Origin of the sequence: Streptomyces fradiae ATCC 10745 = DSM 40063, from assembly GCF_008704425.1 — a bacterium.
In the GTDB taxonomy this organism is placed as follows: Bacteria; Actinomycetota; Actinomycetes; order Streptomycetales; family Streptomycetaceae; genus Streptomyces; species Streptomyces fradiae.
The window spans coordinates 5,311,168-5,327,482 of record NZ_CP023696.1 but is presented as its reverse complement, the minus strand read 5'-3'; the positions used below and the strand labels follow the sequence as shown (position 1 = coordinate 5,327,482).

Genomic DNA, 16,315 nt, shown 5'->3' with positions numbered 1-16,315 from the left:
TCAGGCGCCGGCCGACGTGACCGGTGTGAAGCGCACCGGCAGCGACTGCGGGCCTCGGGTGAACACGCCCTCCTCGACCGGGTCGAAGCCGTCGGCGAGACGGAGGTCGGGCATGGCGTCCAGCAGTTGGTTCATCCCGATCTCCACCTCGGCCTTGGCCAGCAGCGCGCCGACGCAGAAGTGCCGGCCGAGCGCGAAGGCGAGGTGGTCGGCGGCGGCGGTGAACGCCGACGTCGTGGTGAGGTCGTCGCGGAAGATGTCGAAGCGGTCGGGCTCGCGGAAGCGCCGCTCGTCCCGGTTGGCGGCGCCGATCAGGCAGGTCACGGTCGCTCCGGCCGGGATGGTGCCGCCGCTGACCTCCACGTCCACGGCCGACTGGCGCATGATCATGTGGACCGGGGGGGTGTAGCGCAGGGTCTCGGCGAAGGCCGCCGGTATCAGGCTCCGGTCCTCGCGGACCGCCGCCAGCTGCTCGGGGTGCGTCAGCAGGTTCGCCAGGATGCTGGCGATCGCCTTGTCCGTGGTCTCCCCGCCGGCGGCGAGCAGCAGGCTGCAGAACGCCTTGATGTCCTCGTCGCTCATGCGGACGCCGTCCACCTCGGCGGCGCACAGCGTCGACAGCAGGTCGTCGCCGAGGTTCTCGCGCCGCTCCTGGATGATCGGGATCATGTACTCGGCGAACTCGACGCGGGTGCGCTCCCCCGCCGCGGTCACCTCGGGGTCGCCGGAGAGGTTGCCCAGGAAGGCGATGACGGCCGTGTACCAGCCGTGGAAGCGGGCGTGGTCGGCCTTGTCGAGCCCCAGCATGTCGGCGATGACGTTGACCGGGAACCGGGTCGCGTAGTCGCTGACGATGTCCGCGGACCCGGAGGCGCGGAAGGTGTCGATGAGCTCGCGGGAGTTGCGCTCGATGACCGGCAGGAACTTCTCCTGGAGGTCGCGGCCGCGGAAGGCGGGCGCCACGAGGGCCCGGCGCACCGCGTGCTCGCGCCCGCTGAGCTGCAGGATCGTCTTGCCGTGTACCGGCTCCACCTGCCAGTTGTAGTTGTCCGTGGTGAACTCGGACCGCATGTCCTTGAAGATCCGCTCGACGTCCTCGTAGCGGGAGACGATGTAGCTCTTGGTGGCCTCGTGCCAGATCAGGGGCTCTTTCTCCCGCATGACCGCGTACGCGGGGTAGGGATCCGCGGCGAACTCGGGCGAAAGGATGTCAGGAAGCTGCGGGGCGGCGGACACGGGACTCCTCGAAGTAGGTTCCTGCACTCGGGAGACAGGTTATTGATCTTCCGGTGGCTTAAACAGCCCGTTCCTGGCCGAAGTTGAATGACGTACCGCCTCAGCGCCGCGCAGTCGGCGCGCTCAGGTGGCGGAGGAGGCGGACGGAGCCGACGACGAGCCCGACGGCGGGCCGTCGTTCCCCAGCAGATCCGTGGCCCGGTGTGCGGTGTCGTCGGCGTGCTCGGGGAGGAATCTGCTGGCCTCGCCGCTCCAGGTGACGATCAGCTCGTCACGTGCGCGGGTGGCCGCGACGAACACCAGGGAGCGGGCGCGCTGTTTCTTCTGGCGGTAGCGGTCCGGGTTCGTGAGCCGGTACCGCTCGACGCGTTGGTGCGGTACCTGGCCCTCGCCGATGGAGGTGAGGAAGACGCGCTGGAACTCCAGGCCCTTGAATCGGTGCATGATCCCGATGCGTACCCGTGTCCCGGCACCCGTCACCGCCGGGACTGATCACGCTCCGCTCCACGGCCGGGCACGGACAGTGGCCCTGGGTTCCACATGACCCGACGGCGGGCTCAGGGAATCTGCCGGTAGACCTCGCGCCGGTTACCAACGGCCAGGACCCACACGATCAACTGGCCGTCCTCGACGGTGTAGACGACGCGGTAGTCACCGACCCTGAGCCGCCATCGGGCATGGTGGCTCCGCAGGGCTTTGATGTCGAACGCCGTGGTGTCGCCTCCGTCGATGGCCTTCTGCAACTCGGCGAGGCGGTACAGGATGCGCAGGGCGTCCGGGCGCGGGACCTTGAGCATGTCGCGCTGCGCGTGGGGCGTGAAGCGCGTGACGTACCCCACGGTTCAGCCCTGATCGGTACGAAGGAGGGCGGCCATCTCTTCGAGCGAGACCGACCCTCGCGTGCCCTCCGACTCGGCCTCGTCGGCCAGCCGGTTGAGCCATGCCTCCTCGGCGTCCTCGGCGAGACGGCGCAGCCGCTGGTACTCCTCGATGTCGATCACGACGGCTTCCTGCTTGCCGCGCCGGGTGATGATCGTCGGAGTCTCCTCCCGGCGGGCACGGTCGATGACGTCGGCCAGGTGACTGCGGACCTCGGCCATTGATTCGACGATCGGCTCACTCATGTCATAAATGTAGCAGATGTACATGAAGACTCTTCGGTCAATGCGCACTCGGCCCAGACCGTCTTGCCCGGACCACCGTCGGGCCGGGGGTGCCAGCCCCAGCGGGAGGCGAGTGCGGCGACCAGGAGCAGCCCTCGGCCGCCGGTGTCCTCGGCGCCGGGCACACGGAGGGCGCCGGGGCGGGGCGGCACCCGTTCGGCGCGGGTGTCGGTGACCTCGATCCGGACGGTCCGGCCGTGGGCGACCACCTGGAGGGCGAGGTGGAAGTCGCGGCCGGGGACGCGGCCGTGCCGCACCGCGTTGGCGGTCAGCTCGGCGAGCACCAGCACGATCGCCTCGTGCCGGCGCGAGTCGTACGGGACGCCCCAGTCGTCGAGCCGGTGCGCGGCGAGCCTGCGGGCGAGGCGGGCGCCGCGCGGGGTGGAGGTGAAGCGCACCGCGAACGTGCGGTCGAGGGGTGCGTGGGGCACGGCCGATTCCTGCGCGGGACGTGCCGCTTGGGAGGTCCGGGCGGGAGCACCGGGCTGGTTCGTCATGCCGCCCACGGTGTCGCCGGTCGCGTAGCGTGACCAGTGGTGACGCACCGACGCGGACCGGTTGTACGCGCGCTGTCGGCGGCGGTACGAGGCACACGGCGTGACGGCGCCGCGGGGCGGGCGTTGGTCCAGGGAGGCGGTAGTGGTGACCGAGGGCACGAGCGTGGAGGCGGGGATCGTGGAGGCCGGCGAAGAGGTGGCGGTGAGCTTCGGGGACAACGGGGACGGGGAGAGCGACGGCACGGCGGGTGCGCGGTCCGGAGCGGACAAGTCCGGGCAGGGGGTCGTCACCGCGTTCGGGCAGAGCATGAAGACGCTGCGGATGCGGGCGGGCCTGGAGCGTGAGGAGTTCGGGCGGCGGATCGGGTACTCGGCGTCCACGGTCGCGTCGTTCGAGCAGGGGCGGAGGATCCCGTCGCCCAGGACGATCGAGCAGGCGGACGAGGTGCTGGGGGCGGGCGGGCTGCTGGCTCTGTGGAAGGAGCAGGTGGAGCGGGCGCAGTATCCGGCTCGCTTCCAGGGGATGGCGAAGCTGGAGAAGGAGGCCATCGAGCTGCTCATGTATGACGCGCTCATCATCAACGGTCTGCTCCAGACCGAGGAGTACATGCGCGCCTTGCTTGCCATGAGGCGTCCACCCCTGGCGCAGGAGACCATCGATCAGCGGGTGACCGCACGACTGGCCCGGCAGGACATCTTCGACCGACAGCCCGCGCCACTGCTGGGGTTCGTGATGACCGAGGCGGTGTTGCGGCAGCGCTACGGCAGCAGGGACGTACTACGCGGTCAGTTGGAACACCTCCTGTTGATCGGGCAGAAGCGCAACGTCGAGATCCAGGTCATGCCGCTCGACTGCGAGGACAACGCGGGCGTGAACGGGCCGTTCACCGTCGTCACTCGGAAGGACGGCAGGAAGTTCGTCTACTCCGAGGCGCACGCCATCAGCACACTGGAGGCCGACCCCGAACAGTCGGCTCTCGCCGCCGCGCGCTATGGGATCATCCGATCCCAGGCTCTCAGTCCGCGAGAGTCCTCGCAGTTCATCGAAAGGTTGCTGGGAGAGCTATGAACGCCATTGAGTCCGAACTCACCTGGTTCAAGAGCAGCTACAGCGACACCGAAGGTGGCCAGTGCGTCGAGGTCGCGGCCGGTGCGGGCACCGTGCACATCCGGGATTCCAAGGCCGTGGCCGGTCCGGTCGTACGTGTGTCACGTGAAGCGTGGGCGGGGTTCGTCGGGGAGGCCTGACGATCGTACGCACGCGAGAGCCCTGCCGGTCCCTGTCGGACGGCAGGGCTCGGCCGTCTGGCCGCCTGGCCGCCTGGCCGCCTGGCCGCCGGAAGGCTGTCAGCGGGTTGTGGGCTCGTTGTCAGGGCCGCCCTGGACGATCCATCGCGGACCAGGGAGGCTCCCATGACACTCGCGATCCAGGCGGAAGGCCTGGTGAAGCGGTACGGATCGCACACGGCGCTCGCCGGTGTCGATCTGTCCGTACCCGCCGGGACGATTCTCGGCGTGCTCGGCCCCAACGGCGCGGGCAAGACGACGACCGTACGCATCCTCTCCACCCTGCTGCGGCCCGACGAGGGCCGCGCCACCGTCGCCGGGTACGACCTGCTGCGCCAGCCGGTCGCGGTGCGCCGCAGGATCGGGCTGACCGGCCAGTACGCGTCGGTCGACGAGGAGCTCACCGGCTTCGAGAACCTCGTGCTGATCGGGCGGCTGCTGGAGATGCCGAAGGCCGACGCGCGGGCCCGCGCGGCGGAGCTGCTGGAGCGGTTCTCGCTCACCGACGCCGGCGGGCGCCCCGTCAAGACGTACTCGGGCGGTATGCGGCGCCGCGCCGACCTGGCCGCCAGCCTGGTGGGCCGCCCGGAGGTGCTCTACCTGGACGAGCCGACCACCGGCCTCGACCCGCGCAGCCGCAACGAGGTGTGGAGCATCGTCCAGGGTCTCGCGAACGACGGTGTCTCCGTGCTGCTGACCACGCAGTACCTGGAGGAGGCCGACCGGCTCGCCGACCGGATCACCGTCATCGACCAGGGCCGTGTGGTGGCGGAGGGCCGGGCCGACGAGCTGAAGAAGCGCACGGGCGGCCAGACCCTCCAGGTGCGGCCCGCCGACCCCCGGGACGTACCGGAGGTGGTGCGCATCCTCGGGATGCTCACCGAGGCCGTCCCGGCCGCCGACCCCGACACGGGTCTGATCACCACCGTCGCCGACGACACGGTGCTGCTGTCCGCGCTGGTGCGCCGGCTGGACGAGGCGGCCATCGCGGTGGACGAGCTCGCGCTGCGGCTGCCGAGCCTCGACGACGTGTTCCTGTCCCTCACCGGCAAGGCCGCCGCGGAGACCACCGAGGCCGCCCCCGGACCGACCGCCGAGCGGAGTGCGGTATGAGTGCCGTCGTCGATCCGGCCGCGTCCCCGCGCATCGGCCCGGTGCGCGGTTTCCGGCACGGCCTCACCCTCGCCGCCCGGAACATCCGCTACATCGTGCGCTCCCCGGCCACGCTGGTCGACACGATCATCCAGCCGGTGCTGTTCCTCGTGGTCTTCGCGCTGCTGTTCGGCGGCGAGATCGCCGGTGACTGGCAGGCGTACCTCCAGCCGCTCGTGCCCGGCCTGATGGTGCAGATCATCCTGTACGCCAGCGCGGGCACCGGGCTCGCCCTGAACACCGACGTCGTGAAGGGGGTGTTCGACCGCTTCCGGAGCCTGCCCATCGCGCGCTCCGCCCCGCTGGTCGGCGCCGTCATCGGCGACGTGGTGCGCTACGCCCTGGCGCTGGTCGTCCTGCTGGCGCTCGCCTTCGCGATGGGCTTCCGGGTCAGGACGGGCCCGGTCGAGGTGCTGCTCGCGATGGTGCTGACGATCGGCTTCGGCCTCACCATGTGCTGGCTGTCCGTGCTGATCGGCATGGCCGCGAAGAGCCCGCAGGCGGTGCCGGGCATCACCATGGCCCTGGTGCTCCCGCTGACCTTCGGCAGCAACATCTTCGCTTCGCCGGACACCATGCCGGACTGGCTCCGGTGGTGGGTCGGTGTCAATCCGGTCAGCCACTTCGTGGACGCGACGCGGGCGTTGACGCTCGGCGGGGAGGCCTCGGGGCCCGTGATGACGAGTCTCATCTGGATGGCGGTGCTGTTCGCCGTACTCTTCCCTCTGGCCGTACGCACATACGCCCGTCGGACAAGATGAGTTCGTCCCGGCCGGGTACCCGTAGGCCGACGGACGCAGGGCAGGAGGACATGCGTGCTGACCGTGCACTTCACTCACGAGGACATCGCCAGAACCCATATGGCGCCCATGGCCCGCCTTGGGGCAGAGGCACTGTTCGCACTCGGTCACCTGGAACGCCTGGGGCAGCAGAGCAGGGGCGTGGGCCGGTGGGTCTCGCACGCACGGGCCTGGGTGGCGGCGCATCCCTTCCGCCTGCTCGGACTCCAGCGGGCGCTGCAACTGCGGGATGACCTGCTGCCGTTCCTGCTGTCCCGGCCGGCCCCGGAGCGGGACGCGGCGGCTCCGGAGGAGTTACGGCGGGCGCTGGGCGCTCTGGGCGAGTTCCAGAAGGCGTGCGTGGCGCCGTACCGGACGAGCATCCGGGAGATGCTGGACGAGACCCGTCACTGCTATTCGGACATGGTCGCCCGGCTCGGGCTGGCGGCGACGCTCGAACGGCTCCAGTGCAACGCCAAGTGGGAGGCGGGCACGCTGAGCGTCGACGACGGCACCGACCGCGCGGTCCGCCTCGACGGCCAGGGCCTGAAGCTGGTGCCGTCGGCGTTCCTCAGCGGCACCCCAAGGCTCTACAGGTGGCCGGAGCGGCCCTCCGACCGGGCCCCGGCCGACCGTCCGCCCGTGCGGCCGGTGCCCATCATGGTGTTCCCGGTGTGCCCGCACGGCCTGGCCTCCACGGCACTGGTCAAGGACACCCAGCGGCCCGCGAAGCCGCTGCCCCAGCTGCTCGGTCGGACCCGGGCCGCGGTGCTGGAGCGGCTGACCCGCCCGCAGTCGACGAGCGAGCTGAGTGCCGCCCTGAGCATCTCGGCGACCACGGCGAGCGAGCACACCTCGGTGCTGCGCAGCTCGGGGCTGGTCTCCACGACGCGGAACGGCGGCAGTGTGCGCCACGAGGTGACCGCGCTGGGCGCGCTGATGCTGAACTCGCCGCCCGAGCCGGCCCGGTCGTGGTGCCGTGACTGCGCGGAGCGGCGTGAGGTCGGAAGCGAGGCCAAAGAGCTGGTCGCATGACATGATGATCGTGAGGATTCTCCAGGAGATGTGCCAAGAGAGTGGCGACCGTGCGTCTACTGCTTCTGGGTCCACTCGGACTGCGCGCCCGTGACGGGCGGCCGATACCGCCGGGCGGCCGCCGCGTCGGTCTGCTCATCGCCCGGCTCGCTCTCAACCCCGCGGAGCTCGTCCCCACCAGCACGCTCATCACCGACCTGTGGGAGGACGAGCCGCCGGCCGCGGGCGGGGTCAACGCACTGCACCGGCTGGTCTCCCGGGCCCGGCGCACCCTCGGCCAGGCGGGCCACGACGACGCCGGCGTCATCTCCGGGCCCGGCGGCTACACCCTGACCGTCGGGCCCGCCGACGTGGACGCCCACCAGTTCGAACGGCTCGCCGCGAAGGGCCGTCGGCTGCTGCGCGCGGGCGACCCCGAGCAGGCCGTTCCCGTGCTGCGGGAGGCCCTGTCGCTCTGGCGCGGGGCGGCCCTGCCCGAGTTCGCCGGCACGGGGTTCGCCAGCCGCGCCGCCGCCCGCCTGGAGGAGCTGCGCCTCGCCGCGGTGGAGGACCACGTCGAGGCCCGGCTCGACCTGGGCGGCGCCCCCGAACTCCTGGCCGAGCTGTACGGCCTGACGGCCACGCACCCGCTGCGGGAGCGCGCGACGGGCCTCCTCATGCGGGCCTTGCAGCTCTCCGGCAGCCCGGCCGAAGCCCTCGCGGCGTACGAGCGGCTGCGTGCGGCGCTCTCCGACGCGCTCGGCGCCGTACCGTCGGCGGAGCTGCGCCGCATCCACGCCGAGGCGCTGAGCGACGGCGCGCGGCGGGGCCCCGGCCGCGCGCCGGGCGGCAGGCCCGCCGCCGCGCCGGGGCGCGACAGCGGCCCCGGCACCGCCGCCCGGGCGCCCGCCCCGGCGTCCTTGCCCGCATCGGCTCCGGCATCCGCCCCGGTGTCCCCGCCCGCATCCCTACCGGCGTCCGGGCAGCCGGCAGGAACCGTCCTGCCCGCGGCGAAGCCCGGCCAGCCTGCGGGGAAGCCGGGCCTGCCCGCGGGGAAGCCGGGCCTGCCCAGCCCCATCACCCGCTTCGTCGGGCGCGCCGGTGAACTCCAGCGGGTGGCCGCCTCCCTGCGCGGCTCCCGGCTCGTCACCCTGTACGGGCCCGGCGGGGTCGGCAAGACCCGGCTCGCCACCGAGTTCGCCTCGCGCGCCGACGCGGGCACCGCCGACCTCGTCTGCCTGGTGGAACTCGTCGGGCTGGGCAGCGGCGACGACCTCCCCGACACCGTGGCGCGGGCGCTCGGCCTGCCCGGCACGCCCCTGCTGGAGCAGCCCCGTCCGCGCCGCAGCCGGTTCGACCAGCTCACGGCGTTCCTGTCGGCCCGGCGCGTGCTGCTGGTCCTCGACAACTGCGAGCACCTGATCACCGAGGTGTCCCGGTTCGCCGCCGAGCTGCTGGCCGCCTGTCCGCGCCTGCTGCTGCTCGCCACCAGCCGTGAACCGCTCATGATCACCGGCGAGGCGCTGTGCCGCGTCGGGCCGCTGCGCCTGCCCGCCTCCGAGGCGGAGGCCGGGCACTCCACGGCGGTGGAGCTCTTCTGCGACCGTGCCGCGCTGGTACGGCCCGGGTTCGCCCTCACACCGGCCAACACGGCGCAGGTGGTGGAGATCTGCCGCAAGCTCGACGGGCTGCCGCTGGCGATCGAACTCGCCGCCGCCCGGCTGCGGTCGATGTCCGTCCAGCAGATCACCGACCGGCTCGACGACCGCTTCCGGCTGCTGACCGTCGGCAACAGCACGTCCGCTTCGCGGCACCGCACCCTGCGCGCCACCATGGACTGGAGCTGGGAGCTGCTGACCGAGCCCGAGCGCGCCCTGGCGCGGCGGCTCTCCGCCGCGGGCAACGGCGTCACCGAGGACGCGGCGGCGGCCGTCGGCGCGGGCGCGGGCCTGACCGTGGACGACGTCCCGTACGTCCTGTCGTCGCTCGTGGACAAGTCGCTGCTGCACCTGTGGGAGGTCGAGGGCGGCGAGATGCGCTACCGCATGCCGGAGACCACGAGGGCGTACTGCGCGGAGCGCCTCGCCGAGGCCGGCGAGCGCGAGTCCGCCGAGGCCGCCTGCACCCGGCACTTCCTCGCGCTCGCGGAACGCGCCGCCGAGCGCCTGCGGGGCGCGGACCAGCCCCGCTGGATCGCCCGGCTGGACGCCGACCACGGCAACGTCCTGCTGGCCCTGCGCCGGGCCGTGGACGGCGAGGACGTCGACACCGCGGTCCGGCTGGGGCTCGCCATGAGCTGGTACTGGGTGATGCGCGGCCACTACACCGAGGCCACCATCCGGTGCGCCGAACTGCTGCGGTTCGGCGCGCGGGTCCCACAGGGCGCCGCGGCCCTGTTCACCGTGCTGCGGCTGCTGCTCCCCGCGCCCGCCGGCCACGACCGGGACGACGAGGGCCGTGACCGCGGCATCGCCGAGGCGGCGCGGCGCGCCCGTGACGGCGACGCCATGAGCGAGCACCCCCTGCTGGCCCTGCTGGAACCCAAGTGCTGGCTCCTGCTGGGCGAGCACGAGGAGATGGAGCGCAGCGCGCGGCGGGCCTGCGCCCATCCGGATCCCTGGGCGCGGGCCTCCGGCCGTGCCGCGCTCGGCTTCGCCGCGGAGACGGCGGGTGACGTCGGCGCGGGAGAACGGCATCTGCGGGCCGCGCTGGAGTCGTTCCGCGAGCTGGGCGACCAGTGGTCCACGGGCCAGCTCACCTGCATGCTGTCCCGGTTCACTTCGCTGCGCGGGGACGCGGAGGGGGCGCTGGCCCTGCTGCACGAGGCGCGTGGGGCGATCGAGGCGGTCGGGTCGGCGGACGCCGTCGCGCAGATCCGGATCCGGCTCGGCATCGAGCAGCTGCGGTCCGGGGAGCACGACGCGGCGGAGGTGAGCTTCCGCCACGCGCTGCGCGGTCCGCGTCGCACCATGCCCGAGTGCGAGGTGCTGGTGGCGGCCGGTCTGGCGGAGCTCGCCACCCGTCGCAAGCAGCCGTCCATCGCCGCCGAGCGGCTCGACCGGGCGCTGCGACTGCTCGACGAGGCGGTCTTCGACAAGGAGTTCCTGCGCGTCGAGGTGCTCAGGCGCTCGGCCGCGCTGGAGCTGTCGCGGGGCCCGGAGGGTGTCGCCGCGGCCCGGGACGCCGCGACGGAGGCGCTGCGGCTGGCGGTGCCGCTCAACGACATGTGGGTGCTGGCGACGGTCGCCGAGGTGCTGGCGACGGTGACCTTCCACGAGGACCTGCCGGTGCGGGCCGCGCGGCTGCTGGGCACGGCGACGGCGCTGCGGGGACTGGCGGACCAGGGCAGCCCCGAGGTGCGTGCGCTGAGCGCCGAACTGACGGCGCGTCTGGGCGAGGCCGGCTTCCACCGCTCGCGCGCGGAGGGCGAGCGCCTCTCCCCCGAGGCGGCGGTACGGGAACTGGAGGCGGCGGTCTGAGGCCGGGCACGGGGCGGCGCGTCGATCGGCCGCCCGGCCCCGCCGGTACGCCGCCGCCCGGCCGGACGCGGCCCGGCCGGCGGGGCGGGCCGCTACCGGTTGAGGAAGGCCAGGACCGCCAGGACCCTGCGGTGGCCGCTGCCCGACGGGGGGAGACCGAGCTTGGTGAAGATGTTCTTGATGTGCTTGCTCACCGCGGGCACCGACAGGTTCAGCAGCTCGCAGATCCGCCCGTTGTCGTGCCCCTCCGCCATCAGGCCGAGGACCTCGCGCTCGCGGGGCGTGAGCTGGTCGATCGGGTCCTGGCTGCGGCGGCGGCCGAGAAGCTGGGAGATCACCTCGGGGTCCATGACCGTGCCGCCCGAGCGGACCCGGCGCACCGCCGCCGTGAACTCGGCGACGTCCCCCACCCGGTCCTTCAGCAGATAGCCGATCCCGCTCGCGTCGTCGCCGAGGAGTTCCGTCGCGTAGTCGTCCTCCACGTGGGCGGACAGCACCAGCACCGGGAATCCGGGGCGTTCGCGGCGCAGCCCGGCCGCGGCCCGCAGCCCTTCGTCGCGGTACGTCGGGGGCAGCCGCACATCCATCACGACCACGTCCGGGGTCAGGGACCGGACGAGCTCGGGCACCCGGTCGGCCCGGTCCACCGCGCCGACGACGGTGATGCCCTCCGTCGCCAGCAGCAGTTCCAGCCCGGCCCTGAGCAGGGCGTCATCCTCAACGATCAGCACGCGCACGGCAGTTCCACCCGGATGGTCGTGGGCCCGCCCGGCGGGCTGGACACCTCGGTCGTTCCGTCGAAGGCCGCGACCCGGCTCCTGATGCCGGTCAGTCCGCTGCCGCGGGCCTCGTCGGCGCCGCCGCGGCCGTCGTCGGTCACGGTGACGTAGAGGATCTCCCCCTCGGTTCCCATGGTCACACGGATGCGGGAGGCTCCGCTGTGCTTGACGGCGTTGGTGAGCGCCTCCGCGACGACGTGGTAGGCGGCCACCTCCACCGCGGCGGGGGCGCGGGCCAGTTCGCCGACCTCGAACGCGCACGGCAGCGGGCAGCGCAGGGCGAGGGACGACACCGCGCCGGCCAGGCCGCGGTCGGCGAGCACGGGCGGATAGATGCTGCGTACGACGTTCCGCAGCTCGGCGAGGGCCTCCTCCGCGGCGGACTGGGTCACCGCGATCAGCTCGCGGGCCTTGGCGGGGTCGCCGTCCAGGAGGCGCTCGATGATGCCCAGATGGAGCCGTACGGCGACCAGCCGGTTCTGGGTGGAGTCGTGCAGGGCGCGTTCGATGCGGCGCAGTTCGGCGGCGTGCGCCTCCAGGGCCTCGGCCCGGGAGGTGGTGACCTCGGCGAGCCGGTGGGCGAGCCGCGCCTTGCCGCCCGCGGTCACCCGGCGGACGGTGATCCGGGCGTGCAGCAGGGCCAGCGGCGGGGCGAGGAACACGAGGACGGCGAGGTGCACGACCGCCGCGAGGGGGGTGAGGAGCGCGGTGGGCCAGTCCCGGACGGCGAAGAACGCCGGATTGAGCACGATGTGCGGCGGGAGCAGCCACCACCAGAACGGGACGGTGAGGGCGACGGCGGCGCTGAGGACCGGTACGAGCAGGAAGGCTCCCGCCAGCAGCCCGGTCAGCGCGTTGACGACGGACCGCCCGAGCTCCCGCCGCACCCGGGCCAATTCCTCCGACGGCTCCGGCTGTATCCCCTCCGGGGCCGGTATTCCCCTTCTCGCGAGGACCGAGAATCCGGCGTCGAGGTCCCCGGCACGTTTTCTCCCGGTCCATTCCAGCAGTGCGGGCACGAAATTTCCGCGCAGCCCGATCACGGACACCACGCAGGCGGAGACGAGTAAGGGGAGCGCGATCCAGGAGAGTGCGGCCGATCGGGCCGCGGCGAACAGATGGCGCACCTCGGGCCGGGCCTGGTGGAACCTCTTCCGCAGCACCGAGGCGATTTCCCGCACCTCCGGTATATCTGCGTCCACCCTCCCCGGTGCATTCAGGTCTGCATTGTCGGCCTTCGCGGCGTCGTGATAGCGTCCCGGCGTCATTCCGAGCGGGGGTTCCTCTTGTCCGATGGTTCCGTTGATTTCAGCACACCCGACGCGCCTGCCTTGGTCGTTCGCGACGTGACCAAGCATTATGGCTCCCGCGGGAATACGGTGCAAGCCCTTCGGGGTATTTCCGTAGAGCTTGCGCGCGGCAGCTTCACCGCGGTAATGGGCCCGTCCGGTTCCGGGAAGAGCACATTCCTGCACTGCGCCGCCGGACTGGACCGGCCCAGCAGCGGCGAGGTCTGGCTGGGGGGTGTTCCCCTCTCGGGCATGCGCGAGACGGGGCTGACCCGGCTGCGGCGGGACCGGATCGGCTTCGTCTTCCAGGCGTACAACCTGCTGCCCTCGCTCACCGTGAAGGACAACATCACCATGCCGCTGCGGCTCAGCGGCGCGTCCCTGGACCGCGGCTGGCTGGACGAGATCGCCGGCCGGGTCGGGATCACCGCCCGGCTCGGCCACCGCCCGTCCGAGCTCTCCGGCGGCCAGCAGCAGCGGGTGGCGATCGCCCGCGCGCTGATCAGCCGCCCCGACATCATCATGGCCGACGAGCCGACCGGCGCCCTGGACTCCCGTACCGGGCAGGAAGTGCTCCAGCTCTTCCAGGAGTTGGTCCACCAGCTCGGGCAGACGGTGCTGATGGTCACCCATGACCCCGTCGCCGCGTCGTACGCGCACAGCGTGCTCTTCCTCGCCGACGGCCATCTCGTCGAGCGCATGGACTCCCCCACGGCCGAGGCCGTCGCCGAGCGCATGACGCGTCTCGGGGGCCGGTGACCGTGTTCGGTATCGCGTGGAAGACGCTGCGCGCCCGCAAGGCGGCGTTCTTCGGCGCCTTCGTGGCGCTGTTCTGCGGGACGGTGGTGATCGCCGCGTCCGGCATCCTCGTCGAGTCGGGCCTGCGGACGTCGGTGCGGCCCGAGCGCTACGCCGGGGCCGCGGTCATGGTCGGCGGCGACCAGACCCTGCGGATCCCGGGCGGTGACTTCACCGTCCGGGAGACCCTGCCCGAGCGGGCCCGGCTGAAGGAGTCCACCCTCCGCGCGGTGGCCCGTGTGCCGGGGGTGGAGCGCGCCGTCGGCGAGCACAGCTTCGCCGCCGTCGTGCCCGGCGCGGCCACGGGGCCGCTGTACGGGCACGGCTGGGACAGCGCGGTCCTCGGGCCGTTCCGGCTGTCCGAGGGCGAGGCGCCCGCGTCCGCCACCGACGTGGTGCTGGACCCGGCCGTCGCCGAGGCCGCCGGTGCCCGCGTCGGGGGCCGGATCACGGTGGTCGTCGAGTCCGTCCCCGCCCGGTACCGGGTCTCCGGGATCGCCGCACCCGCCGACGGCGCCGGACTCGACCGGCAGAGCGCGCTGTTCTTCACCCCCGCCACCGCGTCCCGGCTGTCCGGCCACCCCGGCGCGTTCGACGCCGTCGGGGTGCTCGCCGCCGACGGCGCCGACGCCGAAGCGCTGGCCGACCGGATCGAGAAGGCCGTCCCCGGGACCGTCGCCTACACCGGCGACGACCGGAGCAGGCTGGAGTTCCCCGACATCGGCTCCTCCAGCGGGCTGCTCCTGCTGGTGGCGACGTCCTTCGGCGGCATGGCGGCCTTCGTCGCCATGTTCGTGGTCGCGGGCACCCTCGGGCTGTCCGTCGACCAGCGCCGCCGGGAGTTCGCGGTGCTGCGCGCCATCGGCTCCACCCCGCGGCAGGTCTACAAGCTGGTCCTGTCCGAGGCGCTGCTGGTCGCCGTCGTCGCCGGTGTCCTGGGCTGTGCTCCCGGCGCGGCCGTCGCGGAACTGCTGCGCGGCCTGTTCGCCGGACTCGGCGCGATCCCCGACGACCTCCCCTTGGTCGTCGGTCCCGCGCCGATGGTGGCGGCGCTGGTCCTCGGCGTCGCCACCGCCCTCGTGGCCGGACTGATCGCGGCGCACCGGCCGGCCCGCATCAACCCCGTGGACGCCTTCGGCGAGGCGGCCGTGGAGCGCCGCGGGCTGCCCGTCTGGCGGGTGATGCTCGGTCTCGTCCTCCTCGGTGTCGGCACCCTGTCGGCCGTGATGCCGCTGGTCGTGCGCAGCGAGCTGGGCGCCGCCGGGGCGGGCGGCGCGGCACTGATCGGCCTCGTCGGGCTGTCCCTGCTGGGGCCGCTGGTGGTGCGCGCCCTGGTCGCCGTACTGGCGCTGCCGCTGCGGGCGAGCCGGGTCAGCGGCTTCCTCGCCGCGTCCAACAGCGCCGCGGCGGCCCGGAGGATGAGTTCCGCGGTGATGCCGCTGGTGCTCGCCATCGGGTTCAGCGTGACCCTCGTCTACACCCAGACCACCATGTCGGCGGTCGCGGGCCGCCAGGTCGAGGAGGGTCTCGGCGCCGACTACGTGGTGGGCGACGGCGGTTCGGGCGGCCTGGCCCCGCGGGTGGTCGAGCAGGTCCGGGCGGTCGGGGACGTGGAGGTGGCCACCGCCGTGTCCACGTCCAAGGCGTTCATGTCCGTCACCGTCCTCGAGGACAAGGAGCTGGCCGGCTTCTCGCTGCGCGGCGTCACTCCCGAGAAGCTGTCGCGGACCATCGACCTCGGAGTCGTGGACGGCGACATCGGGCATCTGCGCGGCAGGACGCTCGCCATGGAGGACACCCAGGCGTCCCTGCTGGGCGCGTCGGTCGGCGAGCAGGTGGAGCTGTACCTGGGCGACGGCACCCCCACCAGGCTGAAGCTGGTCGCCACGTACGAACGCGCCATGGGCTTCGGGGAGATGACGGTGCCCCAGGAGGTGCTGGCCGGGCACACCACGGCGCGCGCCCCCGGGCAGCTGCTGGTGCGGGTCCGGGACGGCGGTGACCACGCGGCCGTCGGCGCGGCGCTGCGCGCGCTGGCCGAGAAGCATCCCTCGCTGTCCGTGAGCGACCGGGAGGGCTTCTCCGCCGGGGTGCGGGAGGAGGCCACGCTCGCCGCCTGGATCAACCTGGCGGGCCTGGCGATGATCCTCGCCTACATCGCCATCGCCGTCGTCAACACCCTGGTCGTGGCGACCGCGGCCCGGTCCCGCGAGTTCGCCCTGATGCGGCTGATCGGCATGACCCGCGGCCAGGTGATCCGCACCCTGCGCTGGGAGTCGCTGCTGATGTGCTCCATCGCGGTGCTGCTGGGCACCGCGATGACCGTGCTGCCGCTGGGGGCGCTGAGCGTCGCCTTCCTGGGCCGTCCGCAGCCCGCCGGGTCCCCGCTGATCTACCTGGCGGTGGTCGCCGCGGCGGTGGTGCTCGGGATGGTCTCGACGATGCTGCCGGTACGGCTCGCCCTGCGGGCCAGGCCGGTCGAGGCCATCGGCGTGCGCGAGTAGCGGTACGGGAGCGGGAGAAGGGGGCGGGGCCCCGGCCGATCCGGCCGGGGCCCCGCTCCTTGCGCCCTTCCGCTCAGGCGCCCATCGCCTCGACGAGGCTCTTGGGCCGCATGTCGGTCCAGTGGGTGTTGACGTACTCGACGGCCTCGGCGCGCGGGACCTCGGCGAGGACGGTCTCCCACCCGGCCGGCACCTCGGCGAAGGACGGCCACAGGGAGTGCTGGCCCTCGTCGTTGACCAGGACCAGGTAGGTGGCGTTCTCGTCCTCGAAGGGGTTGCTCATGTCGCGTCCTTCCTCTCGTGCGTGCCGTCCGCGTGGTGCGGGGTCTGTCGGCGAC

16 protein-coding genes are annotated in these 16,315 nt (G+C 72.9%); 8 read left to right on the top strand and 8 right to left on the bottom strand.

Annotation, left to right across the window (positions count from 1 at the left end):
* The 5 genes from CP974_RS23630 to CP974_RS23610 all read right to left on the bottom strand — a co-directional run bounded on the left by CP974_RS23630 (position 1) and on the right by CP974_RS23610 (position 2,896).
* Positions 1 to 1,236 (bottom strand): cytochrome P450, encoded by a 1,236-nt coding sequence (locus CP974_RS23630; RefSeq protein ID WP_031129653.1) that lies wholly within the window; start codon positions 1,234 to 1,236, stop codon positions 1 to 3.
* A gap of 123 nt (positions 1,237 to 1,359) precedes the next feature.
* The gene (locus tag CP974_RS23625) at positions 1,360 to 1,716 is read right to left on the bottom strand and encodes a 3'-5' exonuclease (RefSeq protein ID WP_031129654.1); all 357 of its coding nucleotides are present in this window, start codon (positions 1,714 to 1,716) and stop codon (positions 1,360 to 1,362) included.
* A 77-nt stretch (positions 1,717 to 1,793) separates the two neighbouring features.
* On the bottom strand, positions 1,794 to 2,075 hold the full coding sequence (locus CP974_RS23620; protein WP_031129655.1) for a type II toxin-antitoxin system RelE family toxin: 282 nt from the start codon (positions 2,073 to 2,075) through the stop codon (positions 1,794 to 1,796).
* Between the two features lie 3 nt (positions 2,076 to 2,078).
* Positions 2,079 to 2,360, bottom strand: coding sequence for a type II toxin-antitoxin system Phd/YefM family antitoxin (locus tag CP974_RS23615; protein WP_223844470.1), 282 nt, complete (start codon positions 2,358 to 2,360; stop codon positions 2,079 to 2,081).
* Complete coding sequence (locus CP974_RS23610) at positions 2,357 to 2,896, bottom strand: ATP-binding protein (protein WP_078915431.1); 540 nt, start codon at positions 2,894 to 2,896, stop codon at positions 2,357 to 2,359. The genes CP974_RS23615 and CP974_RS23610 overlap by 4 nt, the downstream gene beginning before the upstream one ends.
* A gap of 145 nt (positions 2,897 to 3,041) precedes the next feature.
* Here CP974_RS23610 and CP974_RS23600 point away from each other — a divergent pair, with 145 nt between their 5' ends.
* From CP974_RS23600 to CP974_RS23575, 6 genes are all read left to right on the top strand, one after another.
* Positions 3,042 to 3,965: a helix-turn-helix domain-containing protein gene (locus CP974_RS23600; RefSeq protein WP_031129658.1), complete on the top strand. Its 924-nt coding sequence runs from the start codon at positions 3,042 to 3,044 to the stop codon at positions 3,963 to 3,965.
* Complete coding sequence (locus tag CP974_RS23595) at positions 3,962 to 4,144, top strand: DUF397 domain-containing protein (RefSeq protein ID WP_031129660.1); 183 nt, start codon at positions 3,962 to 3,964, stop codon at positions 4,142 to 4,144. The genes CP974_RS23600 and CP974_RS23595 overlap by 4 nt, the downstream gene beginning before the upstream one ends.
* 165 nt (positions 4,145 to 4,309) lie before the next feature.
* Positions 4,310 to 5,296, top strand: a complete 987-nt coding sequence (locus CP974_RS23590) for a daunorubicin resistance protein DrrA family ABC transporter ATP-binding protein (protein ID WP_031129661.1) — start codon at positions 4,310 to 4,312, stop codon at positions 5,294 to 5,296.
* Positions 5,293 to 6,096, top strand: coding sequence for an ABC transporter permease (locus CP974_RS23585; RefSeq protein WP_031129662.1), 804 nt, complete (start codon positions 5,293 to 5,295; stop codon positions 6,094 to 6,096). Before CP974_RS23590 ends, CP974_RS23585 begins: the two co-directional genes overlap by 4 nt.
* A 54-nt stretch (positions 6,097 to 6,150) precedes the next feature.
* Positions 6,151 to 7,149 (top strand): ArsR/SmtB family transcription factor, encoded by a 999-nt coding sequence (locus CP974_RS23580; RefSeq protein WP_140160896.1) that lies wholly within the window; start codon positions 6,151 to 6,153, stop codon positions 7,147 to 7,149.
* Between the two features lie 50 nt (positions 7,150 to 7,199).
* Positions 7,200 to 10,607 carry an AfsR/SARP family transcriptional regulator gene (locus tag CP974_RS23575; RefSeq protein WP_037937087.1) on the top strand — a complete coding sequence of 1,136 codons (3,408 nt, stop codon included), beginning with the start codon at positions 7,200 to 7,202 and terminating at the stop codon, positions 10,605 to 10,607.
* A gap of 92 nt (positions 10,608 to 10,699) precedes the next feature.
* On the opposite strand, the gene CP974_RS23570 is transcribed toward CP974_RS23575, so the two are convergent.
* On the bottom strand, positions 10,700 to 11,344 hold the full coding sequence (locus CP974_RS23570; protein WP_031129665.1) for a response regulator: 645 nt from the start codon (positions 11,342 to 11,344) through the stop codon (positions 10,700 to 10,702).
* Positions 11,332 to 12,567, bottom strand: coding sequence for a sensor histidine kinase (locus tag CP974_RS23565; protein WP_223844469.1), 1,236 nt, complete (start codon positions 12,565 to 12,567; stop codon positions 11,332 to 11,334). The genes CP974_RS23570 and CP974_RS23565 overlap by 13 nt, the downstream gene beginning before the upstream one ends.
* Before the next feature lie 105 nt (positions 12,568 to 12,672).
* On the opposite strand from CP974_RS23565, the gene CP974_RS23560 reads away from it, so the two are divergent.
* Both CP974_RS23560 and CP974_RS23555 read left to right on the top strand, forming a co-directional pair.
* The gene (locus CP974_RS23560; RefSeq protein WP_069980017.1) at positions 12,673 to 13,434 is read left to right on the top strand and encodes an ABC transporter ATP-binding protein; all 762 of its coding nucleotides are present in this window, start codon (positions 12,673 to 12,675) and stop codon (positions 13,432 to 13,434) included.
* A complete protein-coding gene (locus tag CP974_RS23555; protein WP_196786094.1) occupies positions 13,431 to 15,977 on the top strand; it encodes an ABC transporter permease in 2,547 nt (848 codons plus the stop codon). Before CP974_RS23560 ends, CP974_RS23555 begins: the two co-directional genes overlap by 4 nt.
* Before the next feature lie 73 nt (positions 15,978 to 16,050).
* Here CP974_RS23555 and CP974_RS23550 read toward each other — a convergent pair whose 3' ends face one another.
* Positions 16,051 to 16,260 carry an MbtH family protein gene (locus tag CP974_RS23550; protein WP_031129669.1) on the bottom strand — a complete coding sequence of 70 codons (210 nt, stop codon included), beginning with the start codon at positions 16,258 to 16,260 and terminating at the stop codon, positions 16,051 to 16,053.
* Positions 16,261 to 16,315: the final 55 nt, after the last annotated feature.

Bases quoted from the DNA above. Each gene is read 5' to 3' on its own strand.
- CP974_RS23590 (WP_031129661.1), top strand. From the start codon at position 4,310: ATGACACTCGCGATCCAGGCGGAAGGCCTGGTGAAGCGGTACGGATCG.
- CP974_RS23610 (WP_078915431.1), bottom strand. From the start codon at position 2,896: ATGACGAACCAGCCCGGTGCTCCCGCCCGGACCTCCCAAGCGGCACGT.
- CP974_RS23585 (WP_031129662.1), top strand. From the start codon at position 5,293: ATGAGTGCCGTCGTCGATCCGGCCGCGTCCCCGCGCATCGGCCCGGTG.
- CP974_RS23615 (WP_223844470.1), bottom strand. From the start codon at position 2,360: ATGAGTGAGCCGATCGTCGAATCAATGGCCGAGGTCCGCAGTCACCTG.
- CP974_RS23595 (WP_031129660.1), top strand. From the start codon at position 3,962: ATGAACGCCATTGAGTCCGAACTCACCTGGTTCAAGAGCAGCTACAGC.
- CP974_RS23550 (WP_031129669.1), bottom strand. From the start codon at position 16,260: ATGAGCAACCCCTTCGAGGACGAGAACGCCACCTACCTGGTCCTGGTC.